The following is a 14463-nucleotide window of genomic DNA, read 5'->3' as shown; positions in this document are numbered from 1 at the left end:
TGGGGGTGTGGGGGCAAGGCCCCCGCCGCACTCAAAGGAACGCGCCGCAGGCGCTCCGCTGAACAGCCCTAGTGGTTCGCCATGAGCGCCCGTGCCGAGTTCAGCTCGGCGACGATCGCCTCGGCCGCCGCCCTCGGGTCCGCTGCGCGCCAGACCGGCCGGCCGACCACCACATGGTCGGCGCCGGCGGCCACGGCTTCGGCCGGTGTCATCACCCGCTTCTGGTCGCCGAGATCGCTGCCCACCGGCCGCACCCCCGGCGTCACGATCAGCTTGCCGTCCGCCTCGCCGAGGGCGCGCACCAGATGCGCCTCCTGCGGCGAGCAGATCACGCCGTCGGCCCCGGCGGCGAGCGCCCTTGCGGCCCGCTCGGTCACCACCTCCGGCACATCGCCCGGCGCCATCATCCCCTCGTCGAGGTCGGCCCGCTCCAGCGAGGTCAGCACCGTGACGGCAAGGATCTTCAGCCCAGACCCCCCGGCGCCCTCCTTGGCGGCGCGCACCACATGGGGGTCGCCGTGGACGGTCAGGAAATTGAGGTCAAACTGGCAGAGCCCCCGCACCGCCGCCTCCACCGTCGCGCCGATGTCGAAGAGCTTCATGTCGAGGAAGATGCGCTTGCCGCGCTCGTCCTTCAGCTCCCGCGCCAGCGCGAGGCCGCCGCCGGAGAGCATCCCGAGCCCGATCTTGTAGAAACTGACGGTATCGCCGAGCCGGTCGGCAAGCTCGATCCCCGCGAGCGCATGCGGCACGTCGAGGGCCACGATCAGACGGTCGTCCATGGCTGTCATCCCGGATTTTCGCCGTCATCGCCCCTGAGGCCCCCGGGGTCAAGCCTCCCCTTGCCTCGGCCGCCGCCCGGGCGCTAGCTGCCGCTCATGACCAGCGCCCTTGAAATCGCCGTCGATTCTCCCGCCGGCCTCGCCGCCGCCGTCGACGGTGGGGCGGACAGGATCGAGCTCTGCGCGGCACTGGAAATCGGCGGGCTCACCGCCTCCGCCGGCATGATGGTGCTGGCCGCCGAATGCGGCCTGCCGGTCATGGCGCTGATCCGCCCCGCGCCCGGCGGCTTCGAGATGGGGCTCGACGAGGAGGGCGCGGCGCTGGCCGACATCGCCTCCGCCCGCGAGGCTGGGCTCGCCGGCGTCGTCATCGGCGCCTCGCTCCCCGACGGCAGTCTTGATGCCGAGGTCCTCTCCCGCCTTGCCGAGGCGGCGGAGGGGATGGAGATCGCGCTCCACCGCGCTTTCGACCTCGTGCCCGACCAGGCGGCGGCCATCGCGCTCTGCCGCCGGCTCGGCATCGCCCGCATTCTCACCTCCGGCGGCGCCCCCCGCGCCGTCGATGGCCTGCCCCGCCTCCGCGAGGCGCTGCGCCTCGCCGCCGGCACCCCGGCGATCATGCCGGGCGGTGGCGTGCGGGCGGAGACTGCCGCCCAGCTCCTCACCGCAATGCCCGGCTGCGACCTCCATGCCTCCTGCGCGCTGCCCGCCGATCCGGCCCCCCGGCTGCGCGAGCTCGGCTTCGCCACCCCCGGGCTCCGCGTCACCTCGGCAGAGGAGATCCGGCGGCTGAAAACCGCTATGGCAGACTTGCAACAGGTCTCCCCCGACACCAGATAAGCCCCGAGGCCCCAAGAGGCCGATGTGCCGCCTGGCGGGCATCGCCAAACCCCGGGGTGCTTGAAGAGGAGAGACGACATGAACTTGGAGAAGTTCACCGAGCGGGCGCGCGGCTTTCTGCAGGCCGCCCAGACCATTGCCGCCCGTGAGAACCACCAGCGCCTGAAGCCGCTGCACGTCCTGAAAGCGCTCATGGACGACGAGGAAGGCATGGCCGCGGGGCTCATTGCCCGGGCCGGAGGCAATGCCGCCGCCGCCCGCCAGGCCACCGATGCCGCCATCGCCAAGGAGCCGAAGGTCACCGGCGATGCTGCGCAGGTCTATATGGACAATTCCACCGTCCGCGTCCTCGACGAGGCGGAGAAGCTCGCCAAGAAGGCGGGCGACAGCTACGTCACGGTCGAACGGCTGCTGACGGCGCTCGCCATGCATTCCGGCCGCTCGCGCGAGGCGCTGGAGGCCGGCGGCGTCAATGCCCAGAAGCTCAACGCCGCGATCAACGACATCCGCAAGGGCCGCACGGCGGACTCGGCCTCCGCCGAGAGCAACTTCGAGGCGCTCGAGAAATACGCCCGCGACCTCACCAAGGCCGCCGAGGAGGGCAAGATCGACCCGATCATCGGCCGGGATGAAGAGATCCGCCGCGCCATGCAGATCCTTTCCCGCCGCACGAAGAACAACCCGGTTCTCATCGGCGAGCCCGGCACCGGCAAGACCGCCATCGCCGAGGGGCTGGCGCTGCGCATCGTCAACGGCGACGTGCCCGAGAGCCTGCGGAACAAGAAGCTCCTCGCCCTCGACATGGGCGCGCTCATCGCCGGCGCGAAATATCGCGGCGAGTTCGAGGAGCGGCTGAAGGCCGTGCTGAACGAGATCACCGCCGCCGCCGGCGAGGTGATCCTCTTCATCGACGAGATGCACACGCTCGTGGGGGCCGGCAAATCCGACGGCGCCATGGATGCCGCCAACCTCATCAAGCCGGCGCTCGCCCGCGGTGAACTCCACTGCGTCGGCGCCACGACGCTCGATGAATACCGCAAGTATGTCGAGAAGGACGCCGCCCTGGCCCGCCGCTTCCAGCCTCTGCTGGTCGAGGAGCCGACGGTGGAGGACACGATCTCGATCCTCCGCGGCATCAAGGAGAAATACGAGCTGCACCACGGGGTGCGGATCAGCGACTCTGCGCTGGTCGCCGCCGCCCAGCTTTCCAACCGCTACATCACCGACCGCTTCCTGCCCGACAAGGCCATCGACCTGATGGACGAGGCGGCGTCGCGGCTGCGGATGGAGGTCGATTCCAAACCCGAGGAGCTCGACGCGCTCGACCGGCAGATCCTGCAGTTGCAGATCGAGGCCGAGGCGCTCCGCCATGAGAGCGACGACGCCTCCGCCGCGCGGCTCGAGAAGCTCGAGGGCGAGCTTGCCGGGCTCGAGGAGAAATCCCATGCCATGACCGCCAAGTGGCAGGCGGAGCGCGACCGGCTCGAATCCGGCCGCGAGCTGAAGGAAAAGCTCGACCGCGCCCGCGCCGATCTCGAGATCGCCAAGCGCGAGGGCAACCTCGGCAAGGCGGGCGAGCTCTCCTACGGGATCATCCCGGAGCTGGAGCGCAAGCTGGCCGAGGCGGATGATACCGGCGAGGTCATGGTCGAAGAGGCCGTCGGCCCCGAGCAGATCGCCGAGGTCGTCGAGCGCTGGACGGGCATCCCGACCAGCCGGATGCTCGAAGGCGAGCGCGAGAAGCTCCTGCGCATGGAAGACGGGCTCCACAAGCGCGTCATCGGCCAGGATGCCGCCGTGCGGGCCGTCGCCAACGCCGTCCGCCGCGCGCGCGCCGGGCTGAACGACGAGGGGCGGCCGCTCGGCTCGTTCCTCTTCCTCGGCCCGACCGGCGTCGGCAAGACGGAGCTGACCAAGGCCGTCGCGGAGTTCCTCTTCGACGACGACGGCGCCATGGTGCGCATCGACATGAGCGAGTTCATGGAAAAGCACTCCGTGGCCCGCCTGATCGGCGCCCCGCCGGGCTATGTCGGCTATGACGAGGGCGGCGTGCTGACCGAAGCCGTGAGGCGCCGGCCCTATCAGGTCGTGCTCTTCGACGAGGTCGAGAAGGCCCACCCCGACGTCTTCAACGTGCTCCTGCAGGTGCTGGACGACGGTGTGCTCACCGATGGCCAGGGCCGCACGGTCGACTTCAAGCAGACGCTGATCGTGCTGACCTCCAACCTCGGCGCGCAGGCTCTGAGCCAGCTCCCCGACGGGACGGACGCCTCGGCGGCCAAGCGCGACGTGATGGACGCGGTGCGCGCCCATTTCCGCCCCGAGTTCCTCAACCGGCTCGACGAGATCATCGTCTTCGACCGGCTCGGGCGGAAGGACATGGGCGGCATCGTCGAGATCCAGCTCGCCCGGCTCGCCAAGCGGCTGGTGGCGCGAGGCATTAACCTCACGCTGGACGACAGCGCGAAAGCCTGGCTGGCCGAGGAAGGCTACGACCCGGTCTTCGGCGCGCGGCCCTTGAAACGCGTCATCCAGCGCGCCCTGCAGGACCCGCTGGCCGAGATGATCCTCGCCGGCGAGGTGCATGACGGCGAGACGCTGCCCGTCTCTGCCGGGCCCGAGGGGCTGATCCTCGGCAGCCGCGTCGGCGGCTCGAACCGGCCGCGGCCCGAGGGCGCCGTGGTTCACTAAGGGGTGAGGGGCGGGAGAAATCCCGCCCTTTCCTCAGGAAATCCCGAGTTTTTCGGCCCCGAGCGGTTGAAACCCGGGGCAGACCCCCTAGTCTTTAGGGGGAGACTTACGGAGCACCCGCTTGGCGCGGCCTCCGCCAATTCACCCAAAATCAGAACAGGAGACGCTCATGACCCAGGTCAAGCAAGGCGACACTGTGCGCATTCATTACACCGGCACCACCGACGGCGAGACCTTCGATTCCAGCCAGGGCCGCGACCCGCTGAGCTTTCAGGTCGGCGCCGGCCAGATCATTCCGGGCCTCGACGCCGCCATGCCGGGCATGACGGTCGGCGAGAGCAAGACGGTCACCGTCCCCGCCGCCGCTGCCTATGGCGAGCGCGACCCCAATGCCAAGCAGACGGTCGCCCGGACGCAGATCCCCGACAACATCCCGCTCGACCCCGGCACCCGCCTGCAGATGCAGACGCCGCAGGGCCAGGCCGTGCCCGTGACGGTGGAGAAAGTGACCGAGAGCGAAGTCGTTCTCGACGCCAACCACCCGCTCGCCGGCAAGGAGCTGACCTTCGAGGTCGAGCTCGTCGACGTGCAGCCGGCCTGATCGCCGGACATATCGAGACGTGCGAAGGGCGGGGCCATTGGCCTCGCCCTTTGTCGTTCCGGGGGGCGGGGAATGGTGGGTTACAAACCCACCGTGCGGATGCGGCGACCGGCCCGCCCGAGCGCCAACGGCCCGCACCCAGCTGCACTGCGCGACCGTCGGGGCGATCCGTAGGGTGGGTTTCCAACCCACCACCCCCCTCAACCTCGCCGCGCGGGGCGAGCGCCGGCCCGTGGGTTGGCGCTCCCGACGGTGGCGCGGCGCACTTTATGCGGCAACCAACCTCCCCGCCCGGAGCTCATGCCCAGCCCCACCGGAGCGCCGACCCGCGGGACGACCCGGCGCTTGCCCTGCGCCTGCGGCGCGTATCGGGCGGGGGTACCGCACAAGCGTTTCGCAATGGGTAGGTTGAAAGCTTGTCCTGAGCGGCAGGCACCCGCGCGCCGCCCCTCACGCCCGCGCGGGCAGAGGGTTCGTTCCCTTGTTGTAGGGCCGCCAATCCTCGATGTCGGGATAGAAGCGCTGGCGCCAGGCGCGGACCTTCGGGTTCATCACCCGCTTCCACCCCCGCGGATACATCGCGAGCGCCCCCATGATCGTATAGCCATAGGGCAGCTGCGGCGCCTCCGATTCCCCATAGGTCTGGAGCAGGGGGAACCGCCGGTCGGGTTTCACATGATGGTCGGAGTGGCGCTGCAGGTTGATGAGCAGCCAGTTCGACATGCGGTGCGCGGCGTTCCAGGAATGATGCGGCATCTGGTGCTCGTAGCGGCCCTCCCCCAGATGGCGCCGCGTCAGCCCGTAATGCTCGACGTAATTCGTCAGCTCGAGCTGCCAGACCGCGAAGAAGGCCTGGGTGCAGAAGAGGAAGAGCCCCTCCCAGCCCGCGATCAGCATCGCGAGGGCGATGAAGCCAACCTGCAGCACCAGATAACGCCAGAAGGGGTTGCGCCGGTGCCACCAGGGCAGGCCGCGCCGCGCCAGCATCGCCGTCTCTGCCCGGAAGGCCGAGACGGGCGCCTCGCTGAGCACACGCGGGAAGAAGCGGTGGAACCCCTCGCCATAGCGCGCCGTCACCGCATCGCGCGGCGTGCCGACCCAGGGGTGGTGGACGCGCAGATGCTCCGAGCGGAAATGGCTGTAGAGCACCATGCCGAGCAAGAGGTCGGCCAGCCAGCGCTCCCAGGCCGGCTTCTGATGCATCAGCTCATGGGCATAGACGATGCCGATCGTGCCCGAGGGCACGCCGATCCCGGCGAAGAGCGCCCATTTCTCGAGGAGAGACAGATGCTCCGTCTGATGCACATAGGCGAGCGTGCCGAAGATGATGACGGCCTGGATCGGCACCCAGGCGGCCGTCAGGGCGCGGTACCAGAAAAGGTCCTCGTCCGCCGTCTCCGGGTCTTCGTTCGACAGGTTGAGCCCCCCGGCCCAGTCGATGAGCGAGAAGATCCAGAGCGTCGCCGCCGGCAGCGTCAGCACCCACCAGCCGCCCATGATGGCGGCCCAGGCCGCCAGCGGCACGAGCAGCAGCGACAGGCCGAAGGGCAGCGCCCGGGTAAAGCGCGAGACGGCGGGGCGGTCAGGGCTGCGGCTGGTGTCACTCATGGGCGGGCTCCCTCAAGGCCACTCTAGGTGACAGGGCAGGCGGGCTCAATCATGGCGGAGCGCCGGCGCGGCGATGGCATGGACCTTGCGCATCACCGTGGGCAGGCTCGCCGGATCGAGCGGCTGGAAGCTGCCGCGCGCGGGCTTCGCCGAGAGGGGCAGATGCGCGACGCGCACCTGCAGCCGCAGGTGGAAATGCGTGAAGGTGTGGCGGGCCTCGGCGCCGGCATCCTGCCAGCCGGCCTTTGCCGGCGGCGCCTCCTCCGGCGTGCCCTCGGCCCAGTCCGACCCCGGCCAGCCGAGCATCCCGCCGAGGAGGCCCTTGGCGGGGCGCGTCTCGAGGAGCCAGAGCCCGTCCTCCCGCAGGCCCGCATAGGCGATGCCGAAGCGGGTCGGCTTGCCCTTCTTCGGCGCCGGCACCGGCCGCTCCCCTTGGGTGCCCCGCGCCCGGGCGAGGCAGGGCTCCCGCCAGGGGCAGATCCCGCAGGCCGGGGAGCGCGGCGTGCAGATCGTCGCCCCGAGATCCATCACCGCCTGCGCATAGTCGCCGGGGCGGGCCTCCGGCGTCAGTGCCGCGGCCCGCGCCCGCATCGAAGCCTTGGCGCCGGGGAGCGGCTCGGCGATGTCGTAGAGCCGCGCCATGACCCGCTCGACATTGCCGTCGACCACCGGCTCGGGCCGGCCGAAGGCGATGGCGGCAATGGCGCCGGCAGTATAGGGGCCGATGCCGGGCAGGGCCCGCAGGCCCTCGGCGGTGTCAGGAAAGACCCCGCCCAGCTCCCCCGCCACGACCCGCGCGCATTTGAGGAGGTTCCTCGCGCGGGCGTAGTAGCCGAGACCCGCCCAGGCGGCCATGACCTCGGCATCCTCGGCGGCCGCGAGGGCGGCCACATCCGGCCAGCGCGTCAGGAACCGCTCGAAATAGGGCTTCACCGCCGGGACGGTCGTCTGCTGGAGCATGATTTCGGACAGCCACACCCGATAGGGATCGGCCCGATGCGCCGCCCCCGGCGGCACCCGCCAGGGCAACGCCCGCGCATGGCGGTCGTACCAGGCGAGGAGCTCGCCGGGATCGGGGCTCGTGGCCCCGTCAGACATGCCCATCACACAAAGCCGTCACGCATCTTTTATGGACCGTTGCAAAGGTTTCCGTGGCCTCGTCTTCGCCGCCCGTTAAGATGCCCCGTGATGAGCCAGAAGCCCAGACGAGACAGCTCCACCTACGGCCTGAAGAAGGTCGATTCCATCCTCGCCCCCGACATCCGCCGGGGCGCGGAGGCGCGCGGCTTCTCGGTCGCGCGGCTGGTGACGCATTGGGAGGAGGTGGCGGGCGAGGCGCTGGCCCGCATCTGCCGCCCGGTCGAGGTGAGCTATGCGCGGGGCGGCATGGGCGCGAGCCTCGTCCTGCTCGTCCAGGGCGCCCACGGGCCGGTGCTCGAGATGGAAAAGGAGCGGCTCCGCGAGCGGGTGAATGCCTGCTACGGCTACAATGCCATCGCCCATATCCGCCTGACGCAGACGGCGCCCTCCGGCTTCGCCGAGGGCCAGACCCCCTTCACCGCCAAGGCCGCGCCCAAGGGCCCGAGCCCGGCCGCGTCGCAGAGCGCCGCCACCCTCACCGAGGGCGTGAGGGACGAGGCGCTGCGCGCCGCCCTTGCGCAACTCGGCGCAAACGTGTTGACCAAAGCCAAACGAGTTTCGGGAGAGACCCAATGAACAGGCGTACCGCCCTTATCCTTCTCGCCGGCACCGCTGCCGTCGGCGGCACCTGGGCCTTCACCCGGCCGCAGCCGGGCCAGACGAGCTTCGATCTGCCCGGCGCCGCCAATGCGCAGGATGCCGAGAGCCCCGAGGCGGCGGAGATCGATACCTCCACCGTCCAGGACATGGTGCTCGGCGACCCCGACGCGCCGGTGACGATGATCGAATACGGCTCCTTCACCTGCCCGCATTGCGCGGCCTTCCATGCCGAGCAGTACCAGGAGCTGAAGCGCGACTATATCGACACCGGCAAGGTGCGGTTCATCTTCCGCGAGGTCTATTTCGACCGCTTCGGTCTCTGGGCCTCGATGGTCGCCCGCTGCGGCGGCGAGCTGCGGTTCTTCGGCATCCACGACCTGATCTACGAAACGCAGAGCGAGTGGATCGCCGGCGGCCGCGACCCGGCGGCCATCGCCGACAACCTCCGCCGCCTCGGCATCCAGGCCGGGCTCGACGGCGAGCAGGTGGATGCCTGCCTGTCGGACGCGACGACGGCCGAGACGCTGGTCGCCTGGTTCCAGGAGAATGCCGAGGCCGACGAGGTGCAGGCGACGCCCACGCTGATGGTGCAGGGCGAGAAATATTCCAACATGGCCTATGACGACCTCTCGGCGATCCTCGACGAGGCGCTGGCCGAGGCGGGCGCGGAGTAAGCCTTCCGGGGGCGGACGCCGTAGGGTTTCCGCCCCCGAGCTCCATAGGGCATGCGGCGCCCTTCTGGCGGCGTGGCGCAGCGGTGCCGGCAAACGGCGCGGTTCCCGCCCGCGACTATCGTTCCGAGAATCGCAGCCCCGAGACGCGCCCTAGAGCAGCCCCTCGGCGCGGAAGCTCAGCTCCTTCTCCCGGCCGATCACCAGATGATCGTGGATCGTCAGCCCCAGCGCCTCGGCGGCGCGGGCGATGGAGGCGGTCATCTGGATATCCGTCTCGCTTGGCGTCGGATCACCCGACGGGTGGTTATGCACGAGGATGAGGGCGGAGGCGTTGAGCTCCAGCGCCCGTTTGACCACCTCGCGCGGATAGACCGGCACATGGTCGATCGTGCCGCGCGCCTGCTCCTCGTCGGCGATGAGCACGTTCTTGCGGTCGAGGAAGAGGATGCGGAACTGCTCCGTCTCCCTGTGGGCCATGGTCGTGTGGCAATAATCCAGCACCTGCTGCCAGGACGAGATGACGTGCCGCTGCAGCACCTTGGCGCGCGCCATCCGGTGGGCCGCCGCCTCCACCACCTTCAGCTCGCAGAGCACCGCCTCGCCGATGCCTTCCACCTCCAGAAGGCGGGGCAGCGGTGCGGCGAGGACGCCGCCGAGCGAGCCGAAGGTGTCGATCAGCCGCCGGGCAAGGGGCTTCACGTCCTGCCGGGGGATCGCGCGAAAAAGAAGGAGCTCCAGCAGCTCGTAGTCCGGCATCGGCCCGCCGCCACCGGCCATGAAGCGCTCCCGCAGCCGCTTGCGATGATCGGCCATGTAGGAGGGCACGCGGGCGCCGGGGGCGAGGGCGGCCACCGGCGCCGCCTCGTCCCCAAGGGCGGGGAACGGGAGTTGACCGTCGGAAAAGCCGCGCGCGCTCATGGGGGGAGCCTGCGGGGGCGATGGTGAAGGGGAGGTTAAGGCTGCGCACGCCGGGCGCGGCCGGGCCCAAAATTCTTCGAGGAGAATTTTGTCGCGGCAGCTCCGGGCGGAGAGGGGGGCGGGGGGCTGTCTGCCCCCCGTCGGCCCGGGGGCCGACTCCCCCCGAGGATTTATCGGGAGCAAAGACGGGGAGAGGCCGGGGCCTCAGCCCTTCATCGAATCCCAGAACCCCTTGACCGACTTGAAGAAGCCGGCGCTCTGGGGGTTGTTCTCCTCGCTCAGCTTGTCGAACTCGCGCAGGAGCTCCTTCTGGCGCGAGGAGAGTTTGACCGGCGTCTCGACGGCCAGCTCGATGAACATGTCGCCGGGCGGGCCGCCGCGGAGCGCGGGCATGCCCTTGGCGCGCAGGCGCATCTGGCGGCCGTTCTGCGAGCCCTCGGGGATCTTCACCCGGCTCTTGCCGCCGTCGATCGTCGGCACGTCGATCTCGCCGCCGAGCGCCGCCGTCGCCATGCTGACCGGCACGCGGCAGTGCAGATGCACGCCGTCGCGCTGGAAGAGCGCGTGCTCCTTCACCTCGATGAAGATGTAGAGGTCGCCCGCCGGGCCGCCGCGCAGCCCCGCCTCGCCTTCGCCGGCGAGCCGGATGCGCGTACCCGTCTCCACCCCCGCGGGGATGTTGACGGAGAGCGAGCGCTCCTTCTCGACCCGGCCGGCGCCGCCGCAGTTGCGGCAGGGGTTCTTGATCGTCTGGCCGAGGCCGTTGCAGGTGGGGCAGGTCCGCTCCACCGTGAAGAAGCCCTGCTGCGCGCGCACCTTGCCCATGCCCGAACAGGTCGGGCAGGTCTGCGGCTCGCTGCCGCCGGCGGCGCCGGTGCCCGAACATACGTCGCAGGCGACGGAGGTGGGCACGTTCAGCGTCTTCGTCATGCCGCCGAAGGCCTCTTCGAGCGTCACGCGCAGGTTGTAGCGCAGGTCGTTGCCGCGCGTCGCGCGGGCGCGGCCGGCCGCGGCCCCGCCGGCACCGGCGCGGCCCATGAAATCGCCGAAGAGATCGTCGAACACGTCGGAGAAGGAGGAGGCGAAGTCGCCCTGCCCCGCACCGGGGCGATAGCTGCCGCCCGGGCGCTGGCCCATGCCGCCGTCGAAGGCGGCGTGGCCGAAGCGGTCGTAGGCGGCCTTTTTCTCGGCATCCTTCAGGACGTCATAGGCCTCGTTCACTTCCTTGAACTGCGCCTCGGCATCCGGCTTGTCGGCATTGCGGTCGGGGTGCAGCTCCTTCGCCTTGCCCCGGTATGCCTTCTTGATCTCGTCCGGGCTGGCGCCCTTCGCGACGCCAAGCACCTCATAAAAATCGCGTTTTGCCATATCGGTGTCGTCCCCTTCCGGAACGGGCCGGGCCGGCCTCCGCCCGGAAGCCGGCCCGCCGCCTTGTCAAAAGGTCACTGACCCCGCTTGTCGTCTTCGCCGAGATCCTCGAAATCGGCGTCGACGATGCCCTCGTCATCGGCTTCATCGGCACCGCGCATGTCGGGCTCCGCCTCGCCGCCCTCTTCCTGGGTGGCCTTGTAGATGGCTTCGCCGAGCCGCATCGAGGCCTCGGTGACGTTGTTGATGCCGGCGCGGATCTTCTCCGGGTCGTCGCCTTCCAGCTCGTCCTTGAGCGCGGCGAGCGCCAGCTCGATCGCCTCGACGGTGGAGGGATCGACCTTGCTGCCATGCTCCTCGATCGACTTCTCGGTCGAGTGGATCAGGCTTTCCGCCTGGTTCTTGGCATCGACGAGGCCGCGGCGCTTCTTGTCCGATTCGGCATTGTCCTCGGCATCCTTCACCATGCGCTCGATGTCGTCATCGGTCAGGCCGCCGGAGGCCTGGATGGTGATCTTCTGCTCCTTGCCCGTGCCCTGGTCGCGGGCCGAGACGTTTACGATGCCGTTGGCGTCGATGTCGAAGGTGACCTCGATCTTCGGCAGGCCGCGCGGCGCCGGCGGGATGTCTTCCAGATTGAACTGGCCGAGCATCTTGTTGTCGGCGGCCATCTCGCGCTCGCCTTGGAAGACGCGGATGGTCACGGCGTTCTGGTTGTCCTCGGCGGTCGAAAAGACCTGGGACTTCTTGGTCGGGATCGTGGTGTTGCGGTCGATGAGCCGGGTGAAGACCCCGCCCAGCGTCTCGATGCCGAGCGAGAGCGGCGTCACGTCGAGCAGCACCACGTCCTTCACGTCGCCCTGCAGGACGCCCGCCTGGATGGCGGCGCCGAGCGCCACGACCTCGTCGGGGTTCACGCCCTTGTGGGGCTCCTTGCCGAAGAACTTCGTCACTTCCTCGACGACCTTGGGCATCCGGGTCATGCCGCCGACGAGAACGACCTCGTCCACGTCGCCGACGCCGATGCCGGCATCCTTGAGGGCCGACTGGCAGGGCTTGATGGACTTCTTGATGAGATCGCCGACGAGGCTTTCCAGCTTCGCGCGGGTCAGCTTCATGACCATGTGCAGCGGCTGACCGTTGGAGCCCATCGAGATGAACGGCTGGTTGATCTCGGTCTGCGTCGAGGACGAGAGCTCGATCTTGGCCTTCTCGGCGGCTTCCTTCAGGCGCTGAAGGGCCATCTTGTCCTTCGTCAGGTCGACGCCGTGCTCTTTCTTGAACTCGTCGGCGAGGTAGCTGACGATGCGCATGTCGAAGTCTTCGCCACCGAGGAAGGTGTCGCCGTTGGTCGACTTCACCTCGAAGAGACCGTCGTCGATCTCGAGGATGGTCACGTCGAACGTGCCGCCGCCGAGGTCATAGACGGCGATCGTCCGGGCCTCTTTCTTGTCGAGCCCGTAGGCCAGCGCGGCGGCCGTCGGCTCGTTGATGATGCGCAGCACCTCGAGCCCGGCGATCTTGCCGGCGTCCTTCGTGGCCTGACGCTGCTGGTCGTTGAAATAGGCGGGCACGGTGATGACGGCCTGCGTCACCTCCTCGCCGAGATAGGACTCGGCGGTTTCCTTCATCTTGCCGAGGATGAAGGCGCTGATCTGGCTGGGCGAATAGGTCTCGCCACGGGCCTTGACCCAGGCGTCGCCATTGCCGCCGTCGACGATGTCGTAGGGGACGAGTTTCTTGTCCTTGTCGACCTCGGCGTCGTCCGTGCGGCGGCCGATCAGGCGCTTGACGGCGAAGATGGTGTTGTCGGGGTTGGTGACGGCCTGCCGCTTGGCGGGCTGGCCGACGAGCCGCTCTTCTTCGGTGAAGGCGACGATGGAGGGCGTGGTACGCGCGCCCTCGGAATTCTCGATCACGCGGGGCTGCGACCCATCCATGATGGCGACGCAGGAGTTGGTTGTCCCGAGGTCGATACCGATGACTTTGGCCATGTGTTCAAATCCCTTGACGTTAGGCGGTTTGAAGGGCGGGGCCCGGGAAGCGGCACCCCGGCCAGTGGGTTGGGTAGGTGACGGAGCGATGACGCTTCGCCTGACCAGCCGCTATATAGGAACGGCACCGGGCGCCTGCAACCACGCGAGAGGGGGAGAGAATGCCAGAAATGTCAGCCCCGATTGACCTACGCGGCGTTCGCATCTTCCCCGGCTGGCTCGACGCGGCGGCTCAGGCACGGCTCCTGGAGGAGCTGCGCGGCGTGGTGGCGGCGGCGCCGCTCTTCCGCCCCGAGACCCGCTGGGGCAAGCCCATGAGCGTGCAGATGACCTCCTCGGGCCGCTACGGCTGGGTGAGCGACCGGCGGGGCTACCGCTACGAGCCGCGCCACCCGGTGACCGGGGCGCCATGGCCGGAGATTCCGGCGACGGCGGCGGCGGTCTGGGCGGCGGTGGCGCCGAAGGCACGATCGCCGGAGAGCTGCCTGGTGAACCTCTACCGCGGCGGCGCGCGGATGGGGCTGCATCAGGATCGCGACGAGGCTGACCTCACGCAGCCGGTCGTCTCGATCTCGCTCGGCAACGACGCGCTCTTCCGGGTGGGCAACACCGAGAAGGGCGGCAAGACGGAGAGCCACTGGCTCCGTTCCGGCGATGTCGCCGTGATCGGCGGGCCGGCGCGGCTCGTCTATCACGGGGTGGACAAGCTGCGGGAGGGCAGCTCGACGCTCCTGGACGGCGGCGGGCGGATCAACCTGACGATGCGGGTGGTGACCTGAGCGGCCGAGTCCGGGGCGGCCTCAGAGGTGGCGCACCTCGTCGGGTGGTGACCACCAGTTGTCGCGCAGCCCGTCGCAATAGCGGACGGGCGCGGCCAGAAGCTCCGCCGGGTCCAGCCCGTCGAGGGCGGCCACGCTGATCGCCACCCTCGGCTCGGGGCTCCATTCGGTCGGCTCGGTGCGCGCGAAGGTCAGGATGCCGCAGCGGGCGCAGGCCATCCCCAGCGCGCTCTCGCCGGTCTCGGGCAGTTTCGGCCCCTCGCTGATCGCCCGGAAGCGCTCGGGCGGGATAGTGACGCTCCAGTAGCGATGCTTGAAGCACCAGGTGCAGTTGCACTTGCCGGTACCGTCCTCGGCGAAGTCGATCTCCGCCTCGAGGCGGATGGCCTTGCAATGGCAGGACCCTTGGTAGGTCTTCATGGTCAAGTGCGGTCTCCCTTGCCCAGGACCGTCTCTAGCGCCCTCCCC

At 69.4% G+C, this 14463-nt stretch carries 13 protein-coding genes; 6 read left to right on the top strand and 7 right to left on the bottom strand.

The window, feature by feature from the left end; genetic code table 11:
• Nucleotides 1–68: 68 nt before the first annotated feature.
• Nucleotides 69–791, bottom strand: coding sequence for an orotidine-5'-phosphate decarboxylase (gene pyrF, locus ACAZ03_RS00800; protein ID WP_373355432.1), 723 nt, complete (start codon nucleotides 789–791; stop codon nucleotides 69–71).
• Nucleotides 792–878: 87 nt separating this feature from the next.
• Between pyrF and ACAZ03_RS00795 the strand changes: the two genes are divergently transcribed.
• The 3 genes from ACAZ03_RS00795 to ACAZ03_RS00785 all read left to right on the top strand — a co-directional run bounded on the left by ACAZ03_RS00795 (nucleotide 879) and on the right by ACAZ03_RS00785 (nucleotide 4914).
• Nucleotides 879–1622 (top strand): copper homeostasis protein CutC, encoded by a 744-nt coding sequence (locus ACAZ03_RS00795; protein ID WP_373355431.1) that lies wholly within the window; start codon nucleotides 879–881, stop codon nucleotides 1620–1622.
• A 78-nt stretch (nucleotides 1623–1700) separates the two neighbouring features.
• On the top strand, nucleotides 1701–4313 hold the full coding sequence (gene clpB, locus ACAZ03_RS00790) for an ATP-dependent chaperone ClpB (protein ID WP_373355430.1): 2613 nt from the start codon (nucleotides 1701–1703) through the stop codon (nucleotides 4311–4313).
• A gap of 169 nt (nucleotides 4314–4482) precedes the next feature.
• Nucleotides 4483–4914 (top strand): peptidylprolyl isomerase, encoded by a 432-nt coding sequence (locus ACAZ03_RS00785; RefSeq protein WP_373355429.1) that lies wholly within the window; start codon nucleotides 4483–4485, stop codon nucleotides 4912–4914.
• 450 nt (nucleotides 4915–5364) lie between these two features.
• On the opposite strand, the gene ACAZ03_RS00780 is transcribed toward ACAZ03_RS00785, so the two are convergent.
• Complete coding sequence (locus ACAZ03_RS00780) at nucleotides 5365–6522, bottom strand: alkane 1-monooxygenase (RefSeq protein ID WP_373355428.1); 1158 nt, start codon at nucleotides 6520–6522, stop codon at nucleotides 5365–5367.
• A 45-nt stretch (nucleotides 6523–6567) separates the two neighbouring features.
• Nucleotides 6568–7620, bottom strand: a complete 1053-nt coding sequence (gene mutY / locus ACAZ03_RS00775; RefSeq protein WP_373355427.1) for an A/G-specific adenine glycosylase — start codon at nucleotides 7618–7620, stop codon at nucleotides 6568–6570.
• Nucleotides 7621–7710: 90 nt separating this feature from the next.
• On the opposite strand from mutY, the gene ACAZ03_RS00770 reads away from it, so the two are divergent.
• Together ACAZ03_RS00770 and ACAZ03_RS00765 are read left to right on the top strand one after the other, a co-directional pair.
• Nucleotides 7711–8238, top strand: a complete 528-nt coding sequence (locus ACAZ03_RS00770; RefSeq protein ID WP_373355426.1) for a DUF721 domain-containing protein — start codon at nucleotides 7711–7713, stop codon at nucleotides 8236–8238.
• Nucleotides 8235–8936: a DsbA family protein gene (locus ACAZ03_RS00765; RefSeq protein ID WP_373355425.1), complete on the top strand. Its 702-nt coding sequence runs from the start codon at nucleotides 8235–8237 to the stop codon at nucleotides 8934–8936. Before ACAZ03_RS00770 ends, ACAZ03_RS00765 begins: the two co-directional genes overlap by 4 nt.
• 150 nt (nucleotides 8937–9086) lie before the next feature.
• Here ACAZ03_RS00765 and radC read toward each other — a convergent pair whose 3' ends face one another.
• The 3 genes from radC to dnaK form a co-directional block, all read right to left on the bottom strand.
• The gene (gene radC, locus ACAZ03_RS00760; protein ID WP_373355424.1) at nucleotides 9087–9854 is read right to left on the bottom strand and encodes a DNA repair protein RadC; all 768 of its coding nucleotides are present in this window, start codon (nucleotides 9852–9854) and stop codon (nucleotides 9087–9089) included.
• A 204-nt stretch (nucleotides 9855–10058) separates the two neighbouring features.
• Nucleotides 10059–11222: a molecular chaperone DnaJ gene (gene dnaJ / locus ACAZ03_RS00755; RefSeq protein WP_373355423.1), complete on the bottom strand. Its 1164-nt coding sequence runs from the start codon at nucleotides 11220–11222 to the stop codon at nucleotides 10059–10061.
• Between the two features lie 74 nt (nucleotides 11223–11296).
• Nucleotides 11297–13216: a molecular chaperone DnaK gene (dnaK, locus tag ACAZ03_RS00750; protein ID WP_373355422.1), complete on the bottom strand. Its 1920-nt coding sequence runs from the start codon at nucleotides 13214–13216 to the stop codon at nucleotides 11297–11299.
• A gap of 170 nt (nucleotides 13217–13386) precedes the next feature.
• Between dnaK and ACAZ03_RS00745 the strand changes: the two genes are divergently transcribed.
• Complete coding sequence (locus tag ACAZ03_RS00745; protein WP_373355421.1) at nucleotides 13387–13995, top strand: alpha-ketoglutarate-dependent dioxygenase AlkB; 609 nt, start codon at nucleotides 13387–13389, stop codon at nucleotides 13993–13995.
• Between the two features lie 21 nt (nucleotides 13996–14016).
• On the opposite strand, the gene ACAZ03_RS00740 is transcribed toward ACAZ03_RS00745, so the two are convergent.
• A complete protein-coding gene (locus tag ACAZ03_RS00740) occupies nucleotides 14017–14415 on the bottom strand; it encodes a GFA family protein (protein WP_373357015.1) in 399 nt (132 codons plus the stop codon).
• Nucleotides 14416–14463: the final 48 nt, after the last annotated feature.

The organism is Pseudoroseicyclus sp. CXY001 (assembly GCF_041714655.1).
Classification (GTDB): Bacteria; Pseudomonadota; Alphaproteobacteria; order Rhodobacterales; family Rhodobacteraceae; genus Pseudoroseicyclus_A.
This window is presented reverse-complemented; position numbering and strand designations above follow the sequence as displayed.